Origin of the sequence: Scytonema sp. PRP1 (genome assembly GCF_036697665.2) — a bacterium.
Taxonomy (GTDB): Bacteria; Cyanobacteriota; Cyanobacteriia; order Cyanobacteriales; family Nostocaceae; genus Kalymmatonema; species Kalymmatonema gypsitolerans.
Genome location: NZ_JBAHYJ020000089.1, coordinates 105,124 through 127,879, shown reverse-complemented (window position 1 = coordinate 127,879; position 22,756 = coordinate 105,124). Strand labels below are relative to the sequence as shown.

Sequence of the window (22,756 nt, the reverse complement as noted above, 5' to 3'; positions counted from 1 at the left end):
GCACAGTGTTTCTTGAAAGTCTCCCTATTCATTGTTCAGAGCCGTGTAGTAATGCTCGATGATGTTCGGGATTTTTTTCAACGCCTCCACGAGTTGGGTACCGCCCCGTTCAACTACCCGGTCTTCGTGCTGCTCAAATGCCAACAGACCTTCACGCAGCGCCAACTTCAAATGGGCAATCAAGGTTAGGTCACACTGCTCAATCTGTTGAAGCTGGTGGTCAAAGCGTGCCCACTCCTCCGGATTATCTTCAAATGTAGGCGGTAAGCTCTGCAAAAACGTGTTAACTTCGGCGATCAGTGCCTCCGCTTTGCTGGCAATCGCGGATGAACGCACATGGGCAATAGATTTCGGCAGTTGAGTGATACTGACATCAGCCGCGCAGAATCCCAACGTGATGTTCCACAGCAGTTCTAGCTTCTGTCCCAGAATTCCCTGCAAACTGTTCTTGTAGAAGGTGTCGTGGGAGTTTAACAGCAGTTGGGCTTTCAACTTGGTCATCATTTCTGGGCGATCCCGACGAGTAACCGACATCAGGCGTAGACTGAAATTATTGTTCAACGAGTTTTCAACTTCAACAATCTGATAGGTGAAGCGAATCCAGTGGCGGTAGAAGTCGTACAGGGAGAACAAAGGCGGAGTAACTGGCAAGAACCCGTGCGATCGCGAGAGGAAACCGTTGGGTGAATGACCAAAGCTCGGTTTGTTGGCCTCAGCCTGAGCTAGCACTTCTCTAGCTGTTTGCAGACTTGAACCGATACGATCTGACTCTGAACTGTGCATAGTATAGAAACCTTCCTCGTCATCTTAAATTTAGTTTTGTCGGATGCCATTCCACTTCGACAGCACCGCCCAACAAATGTCAGCGAGTGAAATACTACCTACAAACTTGCCATGCTCAACCACGGGCAAGCGACGGATGTCACCTTGCAGCATCACCGTTGCCACTGCCAGCAATTCATCATCTGGCATCACCGTGCGCGGATTACTTTTAACCAAACGCGCAATCCGTTGCCCCGCCAGATCTCGACCATTGCGAATAAAGATATTCAGCGCGTCTTTAAGGGTCCCCCCCAACTTCAGAATTTCATCAATATCCGGGATCAAGGCTTGTAATAAATCAACTTCAGACACCACACCGATAAAGTTGCCCTCCCCGTCAATTACCATCAACTCGCTCGCGTTGGTCAATGCTAACAAGTCCGCCACATATTCCATCGAGGCGTCTATCATGACCGGAAATGCCTTTTCGTCAAGCACATTGCGAACCAGGAGTCGATTTTCCTCAGCAACGCTATCTTGTACTTTGCCATGTAAGAAGATGGTTGCTGTGTGAGCATCACGATAGTCGCCCAACTCACCCACAAGAAAGTTAGTCGTAATGATGCCAGTCGCGTTATCAAATATTCCTGTGCCACCGTTGATTTGAAAAGCGACTACGCCTTGTTGGTACTTAGGATCAGGACTCACCAGCAATTGACCACTGCCTAGAGTCGAAATGTGTAGCACATGCTGATCCCCCCGAAAAGAATCCGTCCGGTTTGCTGAAACAAGCCGTTATCAAATTGAGTGACATGCGCCTCAAACACTACCTCGTTGTGAGGACTAGATTGCAAAATGTAAGCGAGATGGGTGTCTCCTTCCTCAAAGTTTATCTGGTCGTATTTAGCTGTGGCAGATATATTGAGACCTTGGATAGATGGGTTACTTCCTTCATGGGGAGTCTGCTCCATAATGGTTTGACTTGCGGGACCCAATGCTTTAGCTTTGACAACTACAGTAGTGTTGAGTAAATTGGACATCCCCTGCAACACCATGTGATATCTCAAATACTTCATAACTTTGATACCTTGTATGACGCTAGTCGCCGCGCTGAAACCTTACAGGTAGAGTTTTCCAAGACCTATTTTGCTACCTGTACCCCGTGAAACACCAACAAAAGCTCATATAATCGCATTAATGCTTGGTTATTGACAAAGTTGTGGGCGATCGCTTTGACCTTTTGAAAATGGACAAAACGATAAAATCTTAGACAACCAGATTCTTACATCAACCAGATTGTCACATTATGCTCCAATACTATACATGACCAATGCTACCGCTGCCCCCCTGATCCGTTGTATCACTCTCATATCTTAAATTCTTTTTGTAGCTGCCAAAAGAGTATAAGGAATAACAAGATGCATTTAGTAAAAGCGTAAGATAACTTTATTAATACGAATACCTTCGCCAAAAAAAAGAATAGTATCAATAAAGCATTTTAATTTCAGTATTAAGAATAAACACGGTATAATTTTAGCCTGCGATCGCGCGATTATTTTCTAATAACAAATACAAGACCAATACAAGACCGATTTTTTTCTAATAGTATAGCTTGTATTGATTGCCTCATGAGGCTTAAGCGCGATTGCCCAAGGGGCACTGCGCTCCGCGCAATCGGCCTCCCGGAAAGTGACAAACGAGAGCGAGACTGTCACCAGCCCCACTCAGTATAATCAATTTTATTGATTATAATTTTTTAACACTCCTGGTTCTTGCTGTATGGGCAAGACATCTAAAATATCAGTTTGAGAACAATATTTCAGGTCTTCATGACAGTTCAGACGCAATAAACGTTTACCGTGACTGGCAAGATGGAAAAGTCCCAATAAGTTGTCTTGCCATTGGGAGTAAAGAGCGATCGCATCTATAACTTCATCATTACCAGCCAAGTCGTCGAGTGGGAAGTTGGTTTGCTGGACAACACTGTGGGCGATCGCACCTGCACAAGCCGTATCTTCTAAGGAAAAACTGCCTTCCCAACCTGAACCAACTAACCAAACCGTTTCTGGTTGCTTTTCCAACAGATATTGCACCACTGCAGCACGGTTGACAAAAGCACCAGCTAGTACAGCTTTGGCGTATTGTATTCTTTGTAAAGCACGAGTGCCATTGGTGGTACTGATAAACAACCGCCGTCCCTGCACGAGTTCTTTTGTACAGTCGAGAGGAGAATTCCCCAATTCAAAGCCAGGAACTTTTGCACCGCCGCGTTCTCCAGCTCGCAGGCGTTTTTCAGCAGACCATTTTTCGCTCTCCTCCATGAGTTTATCCAAATCACTGAAGACTTGGACTGCTTCGCCGCCAGCGGCTAAGACTGTCGCCATTGTTGTAGTAGCTCGTAGCACATCGACTGCGATCGCGCAATCTGGCACTTTATCTGTTGGAGTCAATTCCGGAGTGTGGTAAACGAATAGCTTCACGCGCTGGATTCACCTGATTTAATAGTATTTAATACTCACGAGATAACATTTTAACCAGTTAGCGTCACCAACCATAGTGTCTACTGACACTCCGCTTCGCGCTGCATCAGTAGCCAAAGCGCCTCAACGTGATGCTGTTCGGTGGGTTCAGCCCCAATAGATACACGTACCATCCAGCGACCTTTGAGTTTTGCAGGTGTTAAGAAAGCCTTGCCAGAACGATTTATTCGCGAAACCCAATCAAGGGTGTGAGCGTCTACCTCGTCAGGAGTCATACCAGGTGGGACGTGACGCACGCACACAGTTTGCAAGGGTACGGGCGCGACGCGTTCCCAGTTCGGGGTAGCGTCTACCTGCTCACGCAACCATTGTGCGTTCTTGAGGTCGCGGCGCAAGCGATCGCGCAACCCCTCGGCACCAGAAGAACGGATGAGCAGCCACAGCTTCAAGGCGCGGAACCGCCGCCCGAGAGGGATGCCCCAGTCGCGGAAGTTCTTCACTTGACCGTCAGCTGCCGTTTTCAGATAACTGGCGTTCGTAGACATCACACGGATCAGGTGTTCGGGGTCACGCACGTAGTACAGCGAGCAGTCGAAGGCCGCACCCAGCCACTTGTGGGGGTTCCAAACGAGCGAGTCTGCATATTCGACACCTGCCCACATAGAACGGCATTCTGGTAAAATCATCGCTGCACCTGCAAGGGCTGCGTCTACATGGAGCCATAGGTTGTGCGATCGCGCAATCTGAGCTATCTTGTCAAGTGGATCAAGGGCGGTGGTGGGAGTAGTACCAATCGTGGCGACAACAGCACAGGGGCGCAAGCCGCGCTCAATATCGAAATTGATTGCACGCTCAAGCGCGATCGCATCCATCGCGTGTTCGTCGTCTGTTTCAATTGCCCGCACATTCACCCGACCGAACCCAGCCAGCAATGCTGCCTTTTCCACTGAACTGTGAGACTCGCTGGAGGTGTATACAGTAAGGGGAGCTTGTTCTGCTTGCAAACCGCCTTGAGTCTGGGAATAGTTCGTACTCCGTTCTCTGGCACACAACAGCGCCACCAGGTTTGCAGTAGAAGCAGTATCGTGAATCACACCGACAAAATTCTCGCTTAAGCCAACGAGTTGACGCAACCAGTCAACGACGACTTCTTCAAGTTCAGTTGCGGCGGGGCTTGTTTGCCAGAGCATCCCCTGTGCGCCCAGACCGGTACTCAAAAGGTCGCCCAAAACTGCGCTAAGGCTGGCATTCGACGGGAAGTACGCAAAAAAGCTCGGATGGTTCCAGTGAGTTATGCCTGGTAAAATAATGCGTTCTAAGTCCTTGATGAAGTTGGCGTCGAGAGATTCACCAATCTCCGGGGGTATGGCGCTGAAGTGGGCGCGGATCGAGCCTGGTTCGACTTGAGACATCACGGGAAATTCATCGACTCGAGCGCGGTAGTCAGCGATCCAGTCGATTAACTGATGACCTATGCGGCGAAATTCCTCTGGCGTCACAGCAATCCTCAACAAAATTGCAAAACTTCCTGCTTAATTGTCCACCAAATCCGCCGTATAACGCAGCGTTTACCTCCAGATGCAGGCTGTCTATCGCAAGTTTTGGCGCTGTTGGCTGATTCAACGGTAATCTGAGAAAAGAACTAGATGTCTACAGGCTGTGTTTTGCGTTCATATTTCCCTCCACGACTCAACTGAGGCTATCTCTGCTGGTATGGTGACAAGTGGTGCTTTTTAACAACTCACAAATGTACAGACGCTTCAAACAGGGCGTCTCTACAACTCACAAATGTACAGACGCGCCATGGCGCTACAACTCACAACCAACAATCCCCAACCCAAAATCCAAAATCCTAAATTCCAAATCTATATGGCACCTTTACCTAACTATCGCCCTAAACAACTGTCCGTAGGTCCCTTGGAAGCAGAAATTTTGAATATTATCTGGGAACTGGGTTCCGTTACAGTTAAAGATGTACACGATCGCATTCTCACTGACCCCAACCGCGAACTCGCTTATACATCTGTGACCACCGTGCTACGTCGCCTCACCGACAAAGGTTGGCTAGCTTGTAATACAAAAGGGCGAGCATACTATTGGCGACCATTAGTGACAAAGCAGCAAGCAGACGTCATTAGAGCACACGAACAGTTGCAGCGATTTCTGGCGGTGGGTAATCCTGATGTGATCGCTGCTTTTGCAGATAGTCTCGATGAAACTGCTTCCGAGCAAATACAAGCGATCGCCAAACGCATTCAAGCCGCACGCCAACCCAGGGAGGAAAAATAATGCATCTGATCATGATTGTCGCTGCTTTCTTCATTGCTTGCTGGACAAGATGCCAATGGAGACTACCTCAAGGATCTTGGAGTCAGCGATGGCAAACAGCGCTATTTTTATTTCTCTTTCCCCCGTTGCTCATTTTCATGACGGCGATCGCCCTTATATGCATGGGACCCCAAGGTAAAATGAGCGGGTTGTACACAGGTTGGTTTAGCTATGTACTAGCATTAAGCTCTCTTGCATTTTTTGGCATTTTGTGCATAAAACTTGCCTGGGGAGGATGGCAGTCTGTGAAATCTACCCGCAACTGTCCGTTAGTTAATCTTGCAGGAAAACAAGCCCGGCTTTTGGACACAGGGGCGCTGTTTGCAGGTCAAATTGGATTTTGGCAACCCGAACTCGTCCTTAGCCAGGGACTGCTGCAAACTCTTTCAGCAGAACAATTGGAAACTGTCATAGCCCACGAACAAGGGCATTACCATTACCGAGACACTTTCTGGTTTTTCTGGTTGGGTTGGGTGCGTTCCTGCACCGCTTGGTTGCCAAATACAGAAGCTTTGTGGCAAGAGTTGTTAATCTTGCGCGAACTACGAGCCGATGCACACGCAGCTTCACAAGTAGATCCCCTGCTGCTGGCAGAATCACTTTTATTGGTAGTCAGCAGTCCGCCTGTATCCTCAGAAATTTTTTGTGCGGCTTTGGGTTCTAGTGGCGTAGAGCGTTTAGAACAGAGGATAGAAGCATTGTTAGCACAGCCAGAACCAATTCCAGAAGTTCAATTACAGTCTTGGAATGGTTTTCTCTTGGCGTTTCTGCCTTTGGTGACTGTCATATTTCACACCTAATTCATGACGACATCTGTCTAAAGAGATAGCTATATGGTAGGGTGCGTGGCTTACTTAACGCACCCTATTTTAAAACAGTGAACAGTGAAATGAACAATGAACAGGTGGTTGTTTAGCGATAACTGGTAACTGATAACTGATAACTGATAACTGATAACTGATAACTGATAACTGTTAATGAAAGGCTCAACAAAAAGCTTCACCCCGCTTTTGCTCTAGGTTCAGGACGGGTTTTTGAGTCATAAGTAATGACACTAATACTTCCATCAGCTTCCATATATGCCCTTTTCACATCAGCAATAGATTCTACACCCTGCTGACGCAACTGACTCATCAATTCATCCTTGGTGAGCAGTTCTCGTTGCATATGACGTTCAATAATTCGACCTTTTTTTACAAGCAGCAGTGGAGGGGGATTTAGAAAGCGTTGAAACCGTGGATATTTATAGCCTAACCAGTTAAGGGAGTAACTCCAGAAAATAACGGTTCCTACTAGAATTCCTCCTTCAGTAATCGATGAGTAGCTACTTGCCATCGCATTTTGGGCGGCTTCAGCAAACAGCACAACTACAAGCAAATCAGCAATTCCTAGCGTTCCTACTTGTCGGCTAGGCATAAGGCGTAGAACCGAAAACAGTGACAGGTACACTAGCGTTCCGCGCAGAATCAGTTCAACGATGGAAATGCTGGGAACAAATAGCTCTTGCCAATTTATGTAGAACAATTTTTCCATGAGCGCTTTTTTCTCCCTATTTCCTGCCTGCAATTTCATCAAGAAAATCAAAGACAAGAGTTGTAAATTTATCTACAAAAAAAATGCTCCATTCGTGATAGACTCCATCTACAACTATTAATTTGGAATTTTTAATAAGTTGTGAAAACTCCTGTGCCGCCTTCAAAGGAGTTGTCAGATCATTTTTGCCCCACACAAGCAGACAGGGAGTTTCTATTTTTGGTAAAATCGGTTTTAAGTCTTTGTCTAATGACATCAATAGAATTTGAAGAGTATGATAAGTTCGGAAGAAAAGATTGTAAGAAAATGCTTGAAAAATCTGAATAATTTGCGGAAACTTTATGTGTGGCGCTTGAGCAGTCATTTCTATTACTCTTTGCACAAATACCAGTGGTATAGGCTCTACAGGTATTCCTGTACTAGCTACTAATATGAGGCTTTTTACAAAATCCGGCATTAAGGCTGCTATGGTTGCAGCAATTCCTCCTCCTAATGAATGTCCAATGAAATGAACTTTTTTAATGTTAAGGCGCTGCAGAAAAGCACTTATCAAGTCAGCGTAGTCGTTATAATCCCAATTTAATTTCTCACTGCTTGAGGAGTTAAAACCAGGTAACTCTGGCGCTATCACATAATGACGTTTACATAAGACATTTAAGACTTCTTGGTAGGGCTGAATGCCTACACCCCATCCATGTAGAAACAATATTGGCTCACAGTTGGATGCTGTTCCGCCTTCTAAATAGAAAATTTTTTGTTCATTTATATAAACTTGCTTTTGTGTAAATTGATAGTTCATAACGTTTTGGATGGTGAAAATCTTGCAACTAAGCAGCTTGAGAAACTTCCTTTAGTTAAAGTAATGCTTATCTTGCAGTTGTTACAAAACTCTACAGACGGATTTATCTACATTGCTTAAGTCATAAATTATGTACATACAGCAGCGAACGCGCACCTCGCCGTCTGTACAAAAGCTAATGCGCGTTGCTTAAATAAATACACTTAAAAAAGAGCTTATAAGCTCCAAGAACGGGCTTGATCGCTAAAATCACCTTCTATTTTGTCGTAATCTGAGATTGGATCAAACAGATTGTCAGGTGCATTTTCCGATTTCGGCTCTTTTGTATATTGCGAATCAAAGCCGTTACGTTCCATATATGCATCTACTAAACCCGGTGAGATGCGTTGAGCCAACAGAATAATTTTACCTGCATCACCGACAACAACCTCCCGTTTTGGATGTTCAGCAGCCTCAACAATAGCTTTAGCAACTAGGCTAGGCTGATATATGGGAGGCGTTGGCTGAGGTTTCACACCCAACTTAGTACGTGCTTTATTAAACAAAGGCGTGTTGATACCCGCAGGCATAATTTCAGTAACGCTGATGGGAAGTTTTTGATGCATCAGCTCAACGCGTAGAGATTCTAAAAAGCCATCAACACCGTGCTTTGATGCAGCATAAGCTGTTTGCAAGGGTAGACTGCGCTTTGCCTCCACCGAGGTTACATGAATTAATGCCCCGCGTCCTTCCCGTTTAAGATGGGGTAGTGCCGCCATCGCACCGTATACCTGTCCCATCAAGTTAACATCAATGACGCGCTTAAATTCCTCTGGTGTTGTCACCTCAAAGGCGGCGTAGATTTCAATAGCAGCGTTGTGTACCCAGGTATCGAGTCGTCCATACACCTCAACGGCTTTGTCGGCGATCGCCTTCACTTGATCGAACACCGTCACATCAGCAACGACAGCAGTTGCTTCGCCACCCAAACCCCGGATTTCCTCCACTAAAGACTCTAGTCCAGGCTGACTGCGAGCAGCAACCACCACCTTTGCTCCTCGACTGGCAAACTGGAGAGCTGCATTACGCCCAATTCCACTCGAAGCCCCAACTAACACAACAACCTGCTGATTTATCGGTTTCAGTTGCATTGCTTTTACTCCTTCAAAATAACTCTTCTATCAATCAGATAAGTTAAAAGCCACAGCTTCATCAGTCGTAGGGTTTATCAAGAGTTCATCTTTTTGTGTGAAGTTTCAGCGAAACAGTTGTGTGAAACGAAACTTTTCATTTCAAATAATGTACCTATTCATGTAGAGACCTACCATAGTATGTCTCTACAACTTTGGTTTTGAATACACCGCAGACTTGCAGCATTTGTCCAGATGCAAATAAAGTATCTGAGAATAACGGATCATCACACTGGGATGGAGTAAGCCGATGAAACCAGATTTAAAAATGAGTGAAGTGTGGAGCGCTTTTCTTGCAAAAGGCATGGCTCATCCTCAAGTTATCGTTGTTGGCGACGCAATCTTGGATTGTTATTTGCAAGGGGAAAGCAAAAGCCGCTTTGAATCACCTATGCCAATTGTGACAGTCCATGACCGCAAACAAATTCCAGGTGGTGCCGCAGATACCGCTTTTTATCTCAAAAGTCTTGGCTGTCAGGTTATATTCTTCTCAGTTATTGGTGAAGACTGGGAAGGTCACTTACTGCGCCAAACCCTAGAAGAAAGCGGAATAACAACAAGCTATTTGCTAACTCACACAGTTAGGCAAACACTCAGCAGGCAAAGGGTCATGGTAGGGTCGCAATTGTTGGTGAGAACTGATTCTGGCAGCACTGATGCGATCGACTCCTGCACAGAACAAGCTCTGATCAATCAACTTAAGAACTGTTTCGCGCAGTGTCAGGCTGTTATTGTCTGCGATTATGGTTATGGAATCGTGACACAAAGGCTCAAGGATACGTTAGCACAACTTCAGCACAGCTTTCCCCATGTTCTTATTATTTATGAAAAGATTATTCATGAAAAGAGCACAGAAGTAAAAGCACAAAAAGCTCTCTCATCTGTCCACTCCCCATTTCTCTTTTCCAACAAACATATATCCGACTCCGACGAACTCCTCGCCCTTGTCAACTCCCATAGCATTGCAGGACGTAAAATTGTCTTCACGAATGGCTGTTTTGATATACTCCACGCAGGACACGTTTCCTATCTCCAACGCGCCAAGGCATTAGGCGATATTCTCATTATTGGTGTTAACTCCGACGACAGCATTCGCCGTCTTAAAGGACCAACTCGCCCGATAAACACTTTGGAAGACCGCATTCAGGTTCTCGCCGCACTTGATTGTGTTGACTATCTCATTGCTTTTGAGGAAGATAGCCCCAGCAACCTCATTCGCAAGCTTTGCCCCGATATCTACGTCAAAGGTGGTGACTACACCAAAGAAACTCTGCCAGAAACACCTGTGGTAGAAGAATACGGCGGTGTCATTGAATTTTTGCCGTTTGTAGAAAATCGTTCAACAACTAAGATCATTAAGCGGATTTTGCAAGGTAAAAATTAAGTAGGGCGACGGCGATCGCCTCTGGCGCTGCGAGACGCGCGCTCGTTTGCGTTCATCTCACAAATCAAATTCTTTTGTAAGGTGTTACTCGCAAAGAGTTACTTAAAGCTGGGTTTGTCGCCACACGCGGGAAATTTAGTAATTGTCGTGCGATCGCCTGATAAAAATCCGTCTCGCGATGACACTGCACATTCTGAAGCGAGAGGTAAATCACCACATAGCGGCTAGGATCGCTGACTCGCTGCTCCCATGTCTGGAAAAAGTGATACAGTAACGATGATTTCCCAATGCGCTTTTCACCAAGAATATTAATGCTTGTTGGCTGTACACCACTCATGCGAGAGGCGATCGCCCTTATGGAGATGTTATATCAGGTTCGGTTGATTACTTATCATTCCTGAAGAACCCCCTTCCCCTTATCCCCAAAGGGGACCCCCAGTCCCCCAACCCCAGAAGGGACCCCTAGCCCCCGTAAAGCTACGATTCACGTCCCCTCCCCCGCTTGCGGCGCGGGTGGGGTGCAGTTAACGTGGGAATCATAACTAATTAGCCAACTTGATATAAGTCGCTATTGCTACTGTTGGCAAATGGCTCATGAGAAAAGCCAGGATAATTCATCTCTCTAAGGGTGGACTTCGTTCTCGGTAGCCGCGGACTTTAGTCATCAGGCTAAAAATTTATCAGCAATAATGCGCAATGTCGGAACGTTGTTCGTATAAAAATATGTAAAACTATATGAAAATCGACCCGCATCTGAGGGATTTACAGGTATGACTGACCCCTAACAACCTTAACAGCTTTTGCCATCTGAATTTGCCTTCAAAAAGTTTTTCGAGTCCAGTGTCGGTAAGCGGCAAGCTTTACCCAAACAGCGCTTACCAAGATGGACGAACTGCGCCAGAAGATTTGGGATAAGTTACGCGGGAACCCTAGAGCCGAAAAAGCCTTGCAGGAAATAGAAAAAGGCTCAAAAGACCATTTGAATAAACTGGCGGTTTATTTAGAAGATGAAATGAAGGATAACCCTGATTTTGCCGCAGAGGTAAGCACTTTAGCTCAAGAAATCAAAGCGGGTAAAATTCAAGATAACAGCCGGATGGTGATGAATATTGATGGGCAAAACAATACTGGCAACCAAAGCAAAAATGACGTAACTAATCAAGGTGGCACAAGTTACACGGGTAACAATACCATCAACAATCATTACCATCAACCTTGACTAGAGTCGTCCGGAGGGGAACGGACAAAGAGAAATCCCGTTAGTTCTATTATCAACGAATTACCCCCTGAAACCCAGAATTGGCACGGGCGCATAGATGAACTTGCCCAAATGCAAGAATGGTTGCAAGCGGATAACGTGCGTTTAATTGGCATTACCGGGACTGGTGGTTATGGCAAATCTTCCCTGGTTGCCAAAGTCTTTGCAACTGCACAAAGCTTTTCAAAGCAAGTTTGGGCAACTTTTAGCCAAAATTACCCCTTTGCGGTTTGGGGACGCTGGTTATTGGAAAAGTTAGGCAAAGCAACACCTGAAAAAGAAGCAGATTTATTAACTGCGGTTTGTAATAATTTGCGAACAGGGCGCTATTTGCTGGTGTTGGATAATTTAGAAACTCTGCTAGAGGCAAACGGAGAATGGCATGATAAAACTTACTATGACTTCTTGCTGCGGTGGTTGAGTAGCCACACTGAAAGTGTAATTTTAGTCACTAGCCGCGAACAACCTCAACTACCGCCCAATACCCTGAATTACTGCCGTTGGTTGCCATTGAAAGGACTTTCAACCGAAGCTGGGGTAGCACTGCTAGAAGACTTAGATATTCAAGGTGCTGAAGCAGAAATCAGAAAATTTGTCAAGCAAGCGGATGGACATCCTTTATTAATCAAGCTGGTGGCTGGAGTGTTGCACGCTGATGAGGGGGATGTGGTTGATATCAGCGCTTTGAGACAAAATATCTTTGAGATTTTGGGGTTACATCGATACGACTCAGAAGCGAGTATTGGTAAAATTCTTGATGCGAGTATTGCCCGGTTAACGCCAAAGTTACAACAACTATTATTTAATTTAAGCGTATATCGCCCCGCTTTTAACGCCACAGCCGCAGCTGCACTTTTACCAGAACAAGAGGTGACGCAAGCGGATTTGCGGGGATTGGTTAAACGTTCGCTTTTGCAAGAAAACAAACTAGAAAGCGCTTGGGTATTTGAGTTTCAGCCGTTAATTCTGGCTTATCTGAAACAGCAAGCGGGTGATTTAACTGAAGTACATGAAAGAGCAATTACCTACTATCAATCTATCGCTCAAGAATATGGGTGGACAATAGAAGATTTCACAGCAGAACTAGAAATTTTTTATCACCACTGTGAACTTAAGCAGTATATTCAAGCCAATAACATTATTAGTTACTACAGCGATTTTTTGAATTTGCGAGGATATTACACCACCATTATTGAACTATCTAGCCGACTGGAAAAGGAATGGCAACCCAGTAATCAAGATGAAAATAGTGAATTTGCATATGTTCTCACATCTTTGGGCAATGCTTACCGTTCCTTGGGACAATACCAAATTGCGATTGATTACCATCAGCAGTCACTGGGTATTTTTCTTGAGATAGGTGATCGCAATGGTGAAGCTGCTTCTCTGCTTAATTTGGGCAATACTCACAATTCCTTGGGACAATACCAAATTGCGATTGATTACCATCAGCAGTCACTTGTGATTTTTCTTGAGATAGGTGATCGCAATGGTGAAGCTGCTTCTCTGAATAATTTGGGCAATACTCACAATTCCTTGGCACAATACCAAATTGCGATTGATTACCATCAGCAGTCACTTGTGATTTTTCTTGAGATAGGCAATCGCAAAGGTGAAGCTGATTCTCTGAATAATTTGGGCAATGCTTACGATTCGTTGGGACAATATCAAATTGCAATTAATTACCATCAGCAGTCGCTAGCTATTAAACGAGATATAGGCAATCGCAATGGTGAAGCTGATTCTCTGAATAATTTGGGCAATGCTTACGATTTGTTGGGACAATATCAACAAGCAATTAATTACCATCAGCAGTCGCTAGCTATTAAACGAGATATAGGCGCTCGCAATGGTGAAGCTGATTCTCTGAATAATTTGGGCAATGCTTACGATTCGTTGGGACAATATCAACAAGCAATTAATTACCATCAGCAGTCACTTGCTATTTATCAAGATATAGGCGATCACAGAGGTGGAGCTGATTCTCTGAATAATTTGGGCAATGCTTACCGTTCCTTGGGACAATACCAAATTGCAATTGATTATCATCAGCAGTCGCTAGCTATTAAACGAGATATAGGCGATCGCAATGGTGGAGCTGATTCTCTGAATAATTTGGGCAATGCTTACCGTTCCTTGGGACAATACCAAATTGCGATTGATTTCTATCAGCAGTCGCTAGCTATTAAACGAGAGATAGGCGATCGCAGAGGTGAAGGTGGCTCACTATGCAATCTAGGACATGCTTACGGTTCCTTGGGACAATACCAACAGGCGATTGATTACTATCAGCAAGCATTAATAGTTTTAGGAGAAACTGATAGTCTCGATTTTCGAGCCAATTCTCTAACTGGTTTGGGTGGTACTTACACTTCCTTGAGAGAATACCAACAAGCAATTGATTGTTATCAGCAATTATTAACGATTCAACGCGAGATAGGCGATCACAATGGTGAAGCCAAGTCACTTCAAAATCTTGCCCAGCTTTATAATTTAACAGGCAGAATTAAGGAAGGTTATGCAGCTGCTTTTCAAGCCACCCAGATTCAACAAGAACTAGAACTTCCTATCGAGGCTTGGGCTATACCTAAGTGGCAGAAGTCAATTGCTAAATTTGCTCAACGTGGTAAATTACAGTTGGGTTTATGCTTTCTGGCTGGGTTTTTCGCTTTCCCCTTTGCCCTAGTTTTCATTGTGTCGTTGATGTTATGGCGCGTGGTAAAATCTCAATTACTGCGGCGTTGATGGTTTTGCAGTAGCTTACGTTAAAAAATAGCGACAACTACCAAATTGCCCTTGCTATTACGAAACCTCACCGACTACCCCTACCCAAGTACCCGACGAGCGATTATGGGGACTCGCGGTGCTGTGGCAACAAGTCAACCGTTGGCTGCTATGGCTGGGATGGAGATGTTATGGGCTGGGGGAAACGCGGTGGATGCTGCTGTGGCAATGGCGATCGCCCAATTATTCCTGGCTTTTTGACTCAAGACCATCAACCGATTAAAGCATTTGGTGTGATGGGTGGAGCTATGCAACCTCAGGGACATCTGCAAGTCGTGGTTAATTTGGTGGATTATGGCATGAATCCCCAAGCCCCTTTGGATGACACTTTCCAAACATCCTCTTAGACAAGCAGGACAAGGACAGACTTGATAGACTTGGGGGAAAAAGTCGTCTTGAATGCACCAGTTGGATAATTTATTTTTTGGAGTTCTCTTATAAATCGGGCGATCGCCTGAAGTGGAATGAGAAATATGCGCAGGTTGTAACCTACTTTTGGTAAAGTAATCTAGAGCCTCTAGAACTTCTAGACAATTCAAGACGTGGACTCATGAAAGTAATTCATGGTACATGGATACCCAACGCGGCAGTTGACTTTATTCAGCCAGGGTCTTTTTATCTATGGGTAGAAACCCCTCAACTCAAAAGACAGCGGCACAAAAATCAACAAATTCACCCTGGACATCTGGCACAAGATGATTTGGTAGCCTTTTTAGCTCAAGAGTTAGGCATCAAAGAAGCAGCAGCTATCTTAAGCGATCGCATATCTCCCAAATACTTCGCCCTACCAACAGCTAATAATCAGCCCCTTCCTTCACCAGAATTAATTAAGTATCTGGAAATTGAAATTCCTGAAGAATATGAAGGGTTTCAATATTGGCAGGTAGATTGTTATGAGGCTGTGACATCTGTAAAAACTGATTCTTATCGAACCTCGAAAGCCATCAATGTTATCAAACTCCTCAACGAAATCCACTTTTTAGCATTATACAGTTCAGGCGAAATTCAACTTGGCTCAGACCTCTTGTTTTGGTATCACTACACTCAAGCCTTTAAACAAGTCATTCTCAAAGACCAATATATTCCTGCACTAAAATACCGTGAATTAGAAGCTACCGTTATTAAGACTAATAAAAAAGGCAAGACAAAAGCTGCCCAAACACCACCATATGAAATCTACGCCACTTGGGAAATTATTTCTGAACAATATGAATCTAACCTGAAAAAATATATCGAATATATGCCGCTGATTTGTGTGGCAGGTTCGGTAGCACCTAGTCATTCGGTGGAGTTCTTTGATAGAGAAAAGCTTTTACGTCACTTTAGTGAGTCTCTCCTTGATGATATAGTCACTCACACACCCTCAACAGCTGCTTTTGACAAACAAATTGATGATTCCCTCATTCAGCATTGCTTACATCCAAACAGTTACAATCCACAGACAACGGATGCTGCTTTAGAAGAATACAAGCAATGGTTGACATGGAAAACCAAAATTACTCGTACCCAAAGTGACTCTCCCTTTCATCTCTGCTTTCAGTTGCACTCTCCTCCCCCAGAGACAATAGACAACTGGCAGATTCAATTCCTCGTAGCCAGCAAACAAGACCCCTCGCTGAAACTAGGGCTGGGTGACTACTGGACAATGAGTCAAAAAACCAAAACAGGGGTACACAAGCAGTTTGGCAAGGACTTTGAAACGCATTTGCTGCTTAATTTGGGCTACGCAGCACGGATGTATCCTCAGCTATGGCAGGGATTGGAAACAGAACACCCTAGCGGACTCCAACTCACTTTAGAAGAAGCTTTTGACTTCCTGAAAGAAAGTGCTTGGGTGCTGGAAGATGCTGGTTTCAAGGTCATTGTACCTGCTTGGTATACACCCGCAGGTCGCCGTCGGGCAAAAATTCGCCTCAAAGCATCTGGTAGTAAACTATCTGCAACGAAAAGCAAGACAAAAAGCTATTTCAGCCTTGACTCACTGGTGGAGTATCAGTATGAATTGGCAATTGGTGATCAAGTCGTAACTCCACAAGAATGGCAACAACTTATCAACGCTAAGACTCCCTTAGTGCATTTTCGCGGTCAGTGGATGGAATTAGACCGAGATAAAATGCAACAGTTCCTGGAATTTTGGCAGTCACACGCTGATGAAAAATCGGAAATGACCATGCTAGAGTTCCTGCAACGTACTGCTGAAGCGGGCGACGAGTGGGAATTTGAATATGACGAATTCTTGTCCGAGACAATGGCAAAGTTGCAAGACAAAAGCCGCCTAGAACCCATTTCTGAATTGCTACAGTTGCAAGGAAATCTGCGTGAGTATCAAAAGCGGGGCGTCTCATGGTTGCAATACTTGGAAAGATTGGGATTGAATGGCTGTCTGGCAGACGATATGGGCTTGGGCAAGTCGGTGCAGGTTATTGCTAGACTGGTGCAGGAGAGAGATCAGGGAGATGGGGGAGTAACATCCTCCGTAATGCCTACACTATTAATCGCCCCGACTTCAGTTGTGGGGAACTGGCAGAAAGAAATCCTCAAATTTGCACCTCATCTTAAAACGATGGTGCATCACGGTAGTAACCGTATTCAGCAACAGGCAGACTTTAAAGCAGCGAGTCTACAGCATGATGTGGTCATTAGTTCCTTTACCTTAGCTCGCAAAGATGAAAAAATACTCAGTAGTGTCAAGTGGCACCGAGTGGTACTGGATGAAGCGCAAAATATTAAAAATCCCAAAGCTGCACAGACCAAAGCAATTTTGAAACTCTCAGCAAAACACAAACTTGCCTTAACTGGAACTCCTGTAGAAAACCGCTTGCTAGATTTGTGGTCAATTTTTAACTTTCTCAATCCCGGTTACTTGGGGAAAGAAGCGCAGTTTCGCAAGTCCTTTGAAATTCCAATTCAAAAAGAGAATGACAAAAGAAAATCAACGACTCTCAAAAAGTTAGTTGAACCGTTGATTTTACGGCGCGTCAAGACTGACCAATCTATCATCAATGATTTACCAGATAAAATTGAACAAAAACTCTACACAAATTTAACGAAAGAACAGGCATCACTCTACGAAGTTGTTGTGAAGGATGTTGAGGAAAAACTGCAAACAGCAGAGGGGATTCAACGCAAAGGATTAATCCTCTCAACGCTGATGAAATTGAAGCAGATTTGCAACCATCCAGCACAATTTTTACAAGATGGTAGCGAATTTTTACCTGAGCGATCGCATAAATTGAGCCGGATAGCAGAGATGGTAGAGGAAGCTTTATCAGAAGGAGAAAGCCTGCTTATTTTTAGTCAATTTACTGAAATTTGCGAAAGTCTAGAGAAATATCTCAAACATACTTTGCACTGCAACACTTATTACTTACATGGAGGTACCAGCCGCCAAAGGCGCGAGAAAATGATTGCGGAATTCCAAGATCCAGAAACAGAATCGTCTGTTTTTATACTTTCGCTTAAAGCAGGTGGTGTTGGTATTACCCTTACGAAAGCTAACCATGTTTTCCACTTTGACCGTTGGTGGAATCCAGCAGTAGAAAATCAAGCAACTGACCGCGCTTTTCGTATTGGTCAAAAGAAGAATGTTTTTGTCCATAAATTTGTTGCCATTGGCACTTTAGAAGAGAGAATTGACCAGATGATTGAAGATAAGAAAAAACTCTCTGCTGCTGTTGTTGGTGCTGATGAGTCTTGGTTAACAGAACTCGATAATGAAGCTTTTAAGGAACTGATCGCGTTAAACAAAAGCGCGATTTTGGAGTGATATATGGCTAAATTTAGTCGAACTTGGTGGGGCGATCGCTTCATTAAAGCACTAGAAGCTTTTACCGATGAAGCCAGATTACAACGCGGACGTTCCTATGCTCGTGGTGGAAAAGTGTTGAGCTTTGAAATTGAGCAAAATCACATCACGGCTATGGTAAAAGGGTCAGTTAATCCCTACTTTGGAGTTTACAAAGAACCAACATACAACATTTCAATAGAAATTACACCCATTGCTAAAACACGTTGGAAGGAAATTATTCAACAACTTTCTTCCAAAGCGAGTGTCGTTTCTCGACTGTTGCTTAATGAAGTTCCAGAAAATATTGAAGACTCTTTTTCTGAATTAGGATTACACCTATTACCTAATAACAGAAAAGACTTCAAAACTTCATGTTCTTGCCCAGATTATGCCAATCCCTGCAAACATATTGCTGGAGTTTACTATTTAGTTGCTTCCCAACTCGATCAGAATCCATTTTTGCTATTTGAACTGCGGGGATTATCGAAAGCAGAACTTCAGGCAAAACTAGCTGAATCCCCTTTGGGTAAAGCACTTTCTCAGGAACTCGATGCCAAAGAAATTGAGATAGAAGCTTCAACTTCTTTTTATACGAAGCTTTCTAAACAGCAAATTGACCAAAAGCTAAGTGCAAGGGAATTTTGGTTAGGGACAAAGCGATTACCTCAAACAATTGAAGTTGGAACTTCAAGTGCAGTCTCAGCAATTTTGATTAAGAAACAGGGTGATTTCCCAGCTTTTTGGCAAAAGGATAATTCTTTTATTGAAGCAATGGAGGAATTATATCAGCGAGTGAAAACAAAGAATCAGAATTTGATCTGAACTGGTAATATTTATTGTAAGCGCCAAACCAGTCGAGCCAGAACAACTCGTACAAGCCATTGCTAGCTTAGTTGGTTCTGATGACTCAACTCAGCCTTAGACGGAACCACACAAGTTTGTAGCGTTACGTCTGTTACATCATGCCGAGGAAATTGCTGATAATTTCCACATTACCCCTCCCCGGCTTCGCCACCTCTTCCCTTACTAAGGCGAGTTTTCAAAACATTATTCATATCATGTCCGATTAAATAACCTTACTAAGTTTGTAGTGACGACTTTAGTCCTCTTCCTTTGAAAATAAGGACTCTTGTCCTTACTACATATAAGTTTTATTATGGGTAATTTGCTGGACTTGATATCATATTATGTCCGGCTAATTAGTTATGATTACCACGTTAACTGCACCCCACACGCCAGTCGCCTAGGTCGGGAAACCCTCCTGCAGCGCTGGCTCCCCTTAATCCCCTCCCCCTTCGGGTATCTCCTGAGCCCTTCGGGCACGGCTTGAGGCCGAACGGAGACGCTACGCGAACGCCAGTCGCCTACGGCGGGAAACCCGCCTGCAGCGCTGGACTCACCGCAAGCGGGGAGGGGAGGTGAAGCGCAGCTTTACCGGGGTGGGGTTCTTAGGGTCATGATAAGTATTTAACCGGACTTGATATCATCTATCTTTTCGGAGATAATATACAATCCAGTCTCCAACTAATTTTTCATTAGCTCTTTTTGCTTTTTTACTCCAGTAGTTTATATCTTCATTAATCCATAGACCTCCTCCATTTGTCGCTGAGATAGGTGAACGATGGTCAATATCTAAAGAATATTCGTAGCTATGGACATAGTTAAACCACTGAGAGTCACAATAAGAATTGTATATTGAAAGATTCGTCTTGTTAAATATAATTTCTAGGCTTTTGCGGGAGTATATGAAAAAATGACGAGGGGCATGAATTCCCCACCAGTTTTCCTGAAATTTCCTAAATTCTATTGAATCAAAATTCGGAAATCTTAAAATACATATACCTCCCACCTTAAGTAGTTCATCTATTTTGGCTGCCGCTTCAAAAGGATTCGGAAAATGCTCAAATGAGTGGTTTAATGTAATTAAATCGAATTTACCAGTCATGCTCGGTAAATCCTTCTTCAATATTTTAGCTCCATTATTAAATACAATATCAGCGTCAATAAAAGGATCACATCCTATAGTATTTCTAAATCCAAACTCAACCAAAGTTTGTACTAAAGAGCCACTACCACTACCAATATCAAGAATCTGAGCATCTAAGCTTGGTATAACACTAATCAATGCTCTTAATCCAAGACTTAATCTTTGTTCCACAATACTATATATAGCTTTGCTTATCAAATTATTATTAAGCATTAGGTATCTATAGTAAGGATATATAAAAAGATTTTTTATTTTTTTCTTCCATTCTTTGATGTTTAAGGTATTGGCTGAAGAAAGAGCATCATAATCTTCGTAGTACTTAGCTAGATTGTCAGGAATATCTTCTGGGAGTAAAAACAAGGTGTGACACTCAGAGCATAATCCATAACGGAATATCTCTCGCGTTCCTTGAACCATTTCTTTTACATTTAATATTTTATCAGTGTCACTTTCGCAAATAGGACATTTAGACATGATGCACTTACCCCCTCAGGTATAAACAATGATTGGCGTTGCTGATGATTTCTTCTAAGTATCCTTGCCGTTCATAAAAATCTATAAACTGACGATATAATCAACATAAATGTGATTTTTTTACCATACTTTTTGCGGTTCTTGCGGTTATGACTTGATGCACGCTTTGGGCACTGCATAGCATTGCGCGGAACGCAGTGCCTAAGGCAATCGCTCGAATTCATACTTCAATTATGCAACCCCGAAAATTTTCTTCTCTCCTCTGCTCCCTGCTTTTTCAAGTCAGGTAGGCGAAAACAAATTGAAGATAACTTCGGGTGAGTTAGCCGAAGCCGCAGGGTACCAACCCCGCCAATTGGATGCTGTACTCAAAGGAAGACCCCATCCTACAGTGATTTTATATTTAATTCAGCCCACGTACTTAGGAAAGATTATGCAGCAGCATTAACCTTTAGTGTTCGCCCGTTGCTTGCTAGTTCGGCTTTCGATAACTCGTGCAGGTACACCGACAACGACGGAGTAGGGAGGAACATCTTTGGTCACAACCGCTCCTGTACTAATGACACTACCTTCACCAATAGTTACTCCATTTAATATCGTCACTCCATGACCCAGCCAACAATCATCCTCAATCACAATTCCCTTGCGAGAAATACCTTGGGATTTAATTGGCTCTATGGGATTTGAAAAATTATAATTATTTGCATATATTCCAGAGTTTGCTGCAATAAGACATCGCTTGCCAATTTTGATGTCTCCAGGTCCAGCAATACAAACATCAGGACCGATGAAAGTATCTTGTTCGATGTGTATGTAAGTGTTCTCCAAACACCGGATATTAACGTTACGCTCAATGGTAACTCCATTGTCCAAATAAATTTTATTATTTTTGTGTCCTCGTGCATCTATACGAACACCTTTGAAAATACGCACCCCGTTTCCAATTTCAATAGAAGAAGTCCCGGTAAATTCAACCCCCTCTTGAATATAAACTGAGCTACCTATCCCTGAAAAGATACTACGATATACCAGATTTCGCAGCTTTGGTCCTAAATCAATTATTGAAATGTCTCTTAAGCAAGTAGTTAGTAAAATCTCTTGTAAACGTATCCCACTTGAAAAAGAATATTCGGTAGTCATGAGTATTTCCTTTAGATAATAATGCAGTAAATTAAGCCTTAAAAAATTTGTCAACAACCGTTGCTGAGGTCTACTATCTGAGAAAGTTCCGTACCGGAACAAGACCAAAAAAGGCTGGTTTATTCAGTTAAAACTTACAGTTCTTACTGAAAGAGCGGTGTAACTCAGCAGAGCAATGACTAACCTGGCTTCAAAATGGAGGAGATTAAGCTAATACTCCGTTTCCACAGCTTAAAACTCTGGCATAAGTACTAAAATGTACTTTTAAGAAGTAATTCTTGCTAAGCAAAAAAAGACTTATCGGAGTATTTAATCAAAGGTTAATTCCTTAAAAAGCCAGTAATTCAAAGCAAATAGATTTCACCTAACACCATCTCGACAAAGCCTTGGCTTAAGTTCTTCTATATTTAGGAGAACAGGCTAGAGTCGCAGATACTGACATAGCAGTGTTGCCAAGCTTTTGTAGCTATTTTAAAAACTCAGGTAACAACGTCTACTATAAAATTAGGGTTTCAGAAAGCTTCTGAATCTTGTTAGCTAAAAAACAAAAACACTAACTGGATTTAGCTTATCTCTCGCAAGGCTGGACAGCATTAAGCCCATGCCTCTGATATCTACCACGAGAGCAATTCAAATTTTTCAACTTAGGGTGGAGTCAAACCACCAGGAATTCGTACAGCAGAGACTCTTTGAACAACGGGATTATATCCCAGGAAAAGAGAACCTTTTAACAGTGTTTGGTGGATGTGAGCCTGGAGGGTTGATGGAATAAAACCTGGTCTGATCATAGGAATAACTTCTGAGGCTCTAATTCAGAGTTGCACTACTGTATGCACAAACTCTCTACTTTGCAACTGTCTTTAGACAATTT

The 22,756-nt window shown here is 43.5% G+C and carries 22 protein-coding genes; 10 read left to right on the top strand and 12 right to left on the bottom strand.

What is annotated here, in order from left to right; translation table 11 throughout:
* Positions 1-24: 24 nt before the first annotated feature.
* The 5 genes from V5G28_RS24020 to V5G28_RS24000 all read right to left on the bottom strand — a co-directional run bounded on the left by V5G28_RS24020 (position 25) and on the right by V5G28_RS24000 (position 4,756).
* The gene (locus V5G28_RS24020) at positions 25-783 is read right to left on the bottom strand and encodes a hypothetical protein (RefSeq protein WP_332989737.1); all 759 of its coding nucleotides are present in this window, start codon (positions 781-783) and stop codon (positions 25-27) included.
* Between the two features lie 30 nt (positions 784-813).
* Positions 814-1,509, bottom strand: a complete 696-nt coding sequence (locus tag V5G28_RS24015; protein ID WP_336231309.1) for a CBS domain-containing protein — start codon at positions 1,507-1,509, stop codon at positions 814-816.
* Positions 1,488-1,838: a hypothetical protein gene (locus V5G28_RS24010; protein ID WP_336231308.1), complete on the bottom strand. Its 351-nt coding sequence runs from the start codon at positions 1,836-1,838 to the stop codon at positions 1,488-1,490. Before V5G28_RS24010 ends, V5G28_RS24015 begins: the two co-directional genes overlap by 22 nt.
* 663 nt (positions 1,839-2,501) lie before the next feature.
* Entirely contained in the window at positions 2,502-3,242 is a 741-nt protein-coding gene (locus V5G28_RS24005; RefSeq protein WP_332989733.1) for a 2-phosphosulfolactate phosphatase family protein, read from the bottom strand.
* A gap of 80 nt (positions 3,243-3,322) precedes the next feature.
* A complete protein-coding gene (locus tag V5G28_RS24000; protein WP_332989731.1) occupies positions 3,323-4,756 on the bottom strand; it encodes a pyridoxal phosphate-dependent decarboxylase family protein in 1,434 nt (477 codons plus the stop codon).
* Positions 4,757-5,111: 355 nt separating this feature from the next.
* Here V5G28_RS24000 and V5G28_RS23995 point away from each other — a divergent pair, with 355 nt between their 5' ends.
* On the top strand, positions 5,112-5,531 hold the full coding sequence (locus V5G28_RS23995) for a BlaI/MecI/CopY family transcriptional regulator (RefSeq protein ID WP_332989887.1): 420 nt from the start codon (positions 5,112-5,114) through the stop codon (positions 5,529-5,531).
* Positions 5,531-6,370: a M56 family metallopeptidase gene (locus tag V5G28_RS23990; protein WP_332989729.1), complete on the top strand. Its 840-nt coding sequence runs from the start codon at positions 5,531-5,533 to the stop codon at positions 6,368-6,370. Before V5G28_RS23995 ends, V5G28_RS23990 begins: the two co-directional genes overlap by 1 nt.
* Positions 6,371-6,569: 199 nt before the next feature.
* Here V5G28_RS23990 and V5G28_RS23985 read toward each other — a convergent pair whose 3' ends face one another.
* From V5G28_RS23985 to V5G28_RS23975, 3 genes are all read right to left on the bottom strand, one after another.
* Positions 6,570-7,103, bottom strand: a complete 534-nt coding sequence (locus V5G28_RS23985) for a DUF421 domain-containing protein (RefSeq protein WP_332989727.1) — start codon at positions 7,101-7,103, stop codon at positions 6,570-6,572.
* Between the two features lie 16 nt (positions 7,104-7,119).
* Complete coding sequence (locus tag V5G28_RS23980) at positions 7,120-7,902, bottom strand: alpha/beta fold hydrolase (RefSeq protein WP_332989725.1); 783 nt, start codon at positions 7,900-7,902, stop codon at positions 7,120-7,122.
* A 215-nt stretch (positions 7,903-8,117) separates the two neighbouring features.
* The gene (locus V5G28_RS23975) at positions 8,118-9,032 is read right to left on the bottom strand and encodes an SDR family oxidoreductase (protein WP_332989723.1); all 915 of its coding nucleotides are present in this window, start codon (positions 9,030-9,032) and stop codon (positions 8,118-8,120) included.
* Between the two features lie 289 nt (positions 9,033-9,321).
* Here V5G28_RS23975 and rfaE2 point away from each other — a divergent pair, with 289 nt between their 5' ends.
* Positions 9,322-10,455 carry a D-glycero-beta-D-manno-heptose 1-phosphate adenylyltransferase gene (gene rfaE2 / locus V5G28_RS23970; protein WP_332989721.1) on the top strand — a complete coding sequence of 378 codons (1,134 nt, stop codon included), beginning with the start codon at positions 9,322-9,324 and terminating at the stop codon, positions 10,453-10,455.
* Positions 10,456-10,519: 64 nt separating this feature from the next.
* On the opposite strand, the gene V5G28_RS23965 is transcribed toward rfaE2, so the two are convergent.
* Positions 10,520-10,792 (bottom strand): hypothetical protein, encoded by a 273-nt coding sequence (locus V5G28_RS23965; RefSeq protein ID WP_332989719.1) that lies wholly within the window; start codon positions 10,790-10,792, stop codon positions 10,520-10,522.
* 546 nt (positions 10,793-11,338) lie between these two features.
* On the opposite strand from V5G28_RS23965, the gene V5G28_RS23960 reads away from it, so the two are divergent.
* The 6 genes from V5G28_RS23960 (at position 11,339) to V5G28_RS23935 (ending at position 19,106) form a co-directional block, all read left to right on the top strand.
* Positions 11,339-11,674: a hypothetical protein gene (locus V5G28_RS23960; protein ID WP_332989717.1), complete on the top strand. Its 336-nt coding sequence runs from the start codon at positions 11,339-11,341 to the stop codon at positions 11,672-11,674.
* Between the two features lie 48 nt (positions 11,675-11,722).
* Positions 11,723-14,458, top strand: coding sequence for a tetratricopeptide repeat protein (locus V5G28_RS23955; RefSeq protein ID WP_332989885.1), 2,736 nt, complete (start codon positions 11,723-11,725; stop codon positions 14,456-14,458).
* Between the two features lie 51 nt (positions 14,459-14,509).
* Positions 14,510-14,698: a hypothetical protein gene (locus V5G28_RS23950; protein WP_332989715.1), complete on the top strand. Its 189-nt coding sequence runs from the start codon at positions 14,510-14,512 to the stop codon at positions 14,696-14,698.
* The gene (locus tag V5G28_RS23945; protein WP_332989713.1) at positions 14,629-14,844 is read left to right on the top strand and encodes a gamma-glutamyltransferase; all 216 of its coding nucleotides are present in this window, start codon (positions 14,629-14,631) and stop codon (positions 14,842-14,844) included. Before V5G28_RS23950 ends, V5G28_RS23945 begins: the two co-directional genes overlap by 70 nt.
* Before the next feature lie 203 nt (positions 14,845-15,047).
* Positions 15,048-18,263, top strand: a complete 3,216-nt coding sequence (locus tag V5G28_RS23940) for a DEAD/DEAH box helicase (protein ID WP_332989711.1) — start codon at positions 15,048-15,050, stop codon at positions 18,261-18,263.
* 3 nt (positions 18,264-18,266) lie between these two features.
* Positions 18,267-19,106 carry an SWIM zinc finger family protein gene (locus tag V5G28_RS23935; protein WP_332989709.1) on the top strand — a complete coding sequence of 280 codons (840 nt, stop codon included), beginning with the start codon at positions 18,267-18,269 and terminating at the stop codon, positions 19,104-19,106.
* Between the two features lie 661 nt (positions 19,107-19,767).
* Here V5G28_RS23935 and V5G28_RS23930 read toward each other — a convergent pair.
* Positions 19,768-20,745 carry a class I SAM-dependent methyltransferase gene (locus tag V5G28_RS23930; protein WP_332989707.1) on the bottom strand — a complete coding sequence of 326 codons (978 nt, stop codon included), beginning with the start codon at positions 20,743-20,745 and terminating at the stop codon, positions 19,768-19,770.
* A gap of 301 nt (positions 20,746-21,046) precedes the next feature.
* Between V5G28_RS23930 and V5G28_RS23925 the strand changes: the two genes are divergently transcribed.
* Entirely contained in the window at positions 21,047-21,193 is a 147-nt protein-coding gene (locus tag V5G28_RS23925; RefSeq protein WP_332989705.1) for a hypothetical protein, read from the top strand.
* Here the strand turns inward: V5G28_RS23925 and V5G28_RS23920 are convergent.
* On the bottom strand, positions 21,190-21,885 hold the full coding sequence (locus V5G28_RS23920) for an acyltransferase (protein WP_332989703.1): 696 nt from the start codon (positions 21,883-21,885) through the stop codon (positions 21,190-21,192). The genes V5G28_RS23925 and V5G28_RS23920 overlap by 4 nt on opposite strands.
* A 644-nt stretch (positions 21,886-22,529) precedes the next feature.
* Positions 22,530-22,673: a hypothetical protein gene (locus V5G28_RS23915; protein WP_198940920.1), complete on the bottom strand. Its 144-nt coding sequence runs from the start codon at positions 22,671-22,673 to the stop codon at positions 22,530-22,532.
* Positions 22,674-22,756 lie beyond the last annotated feature (83 nt).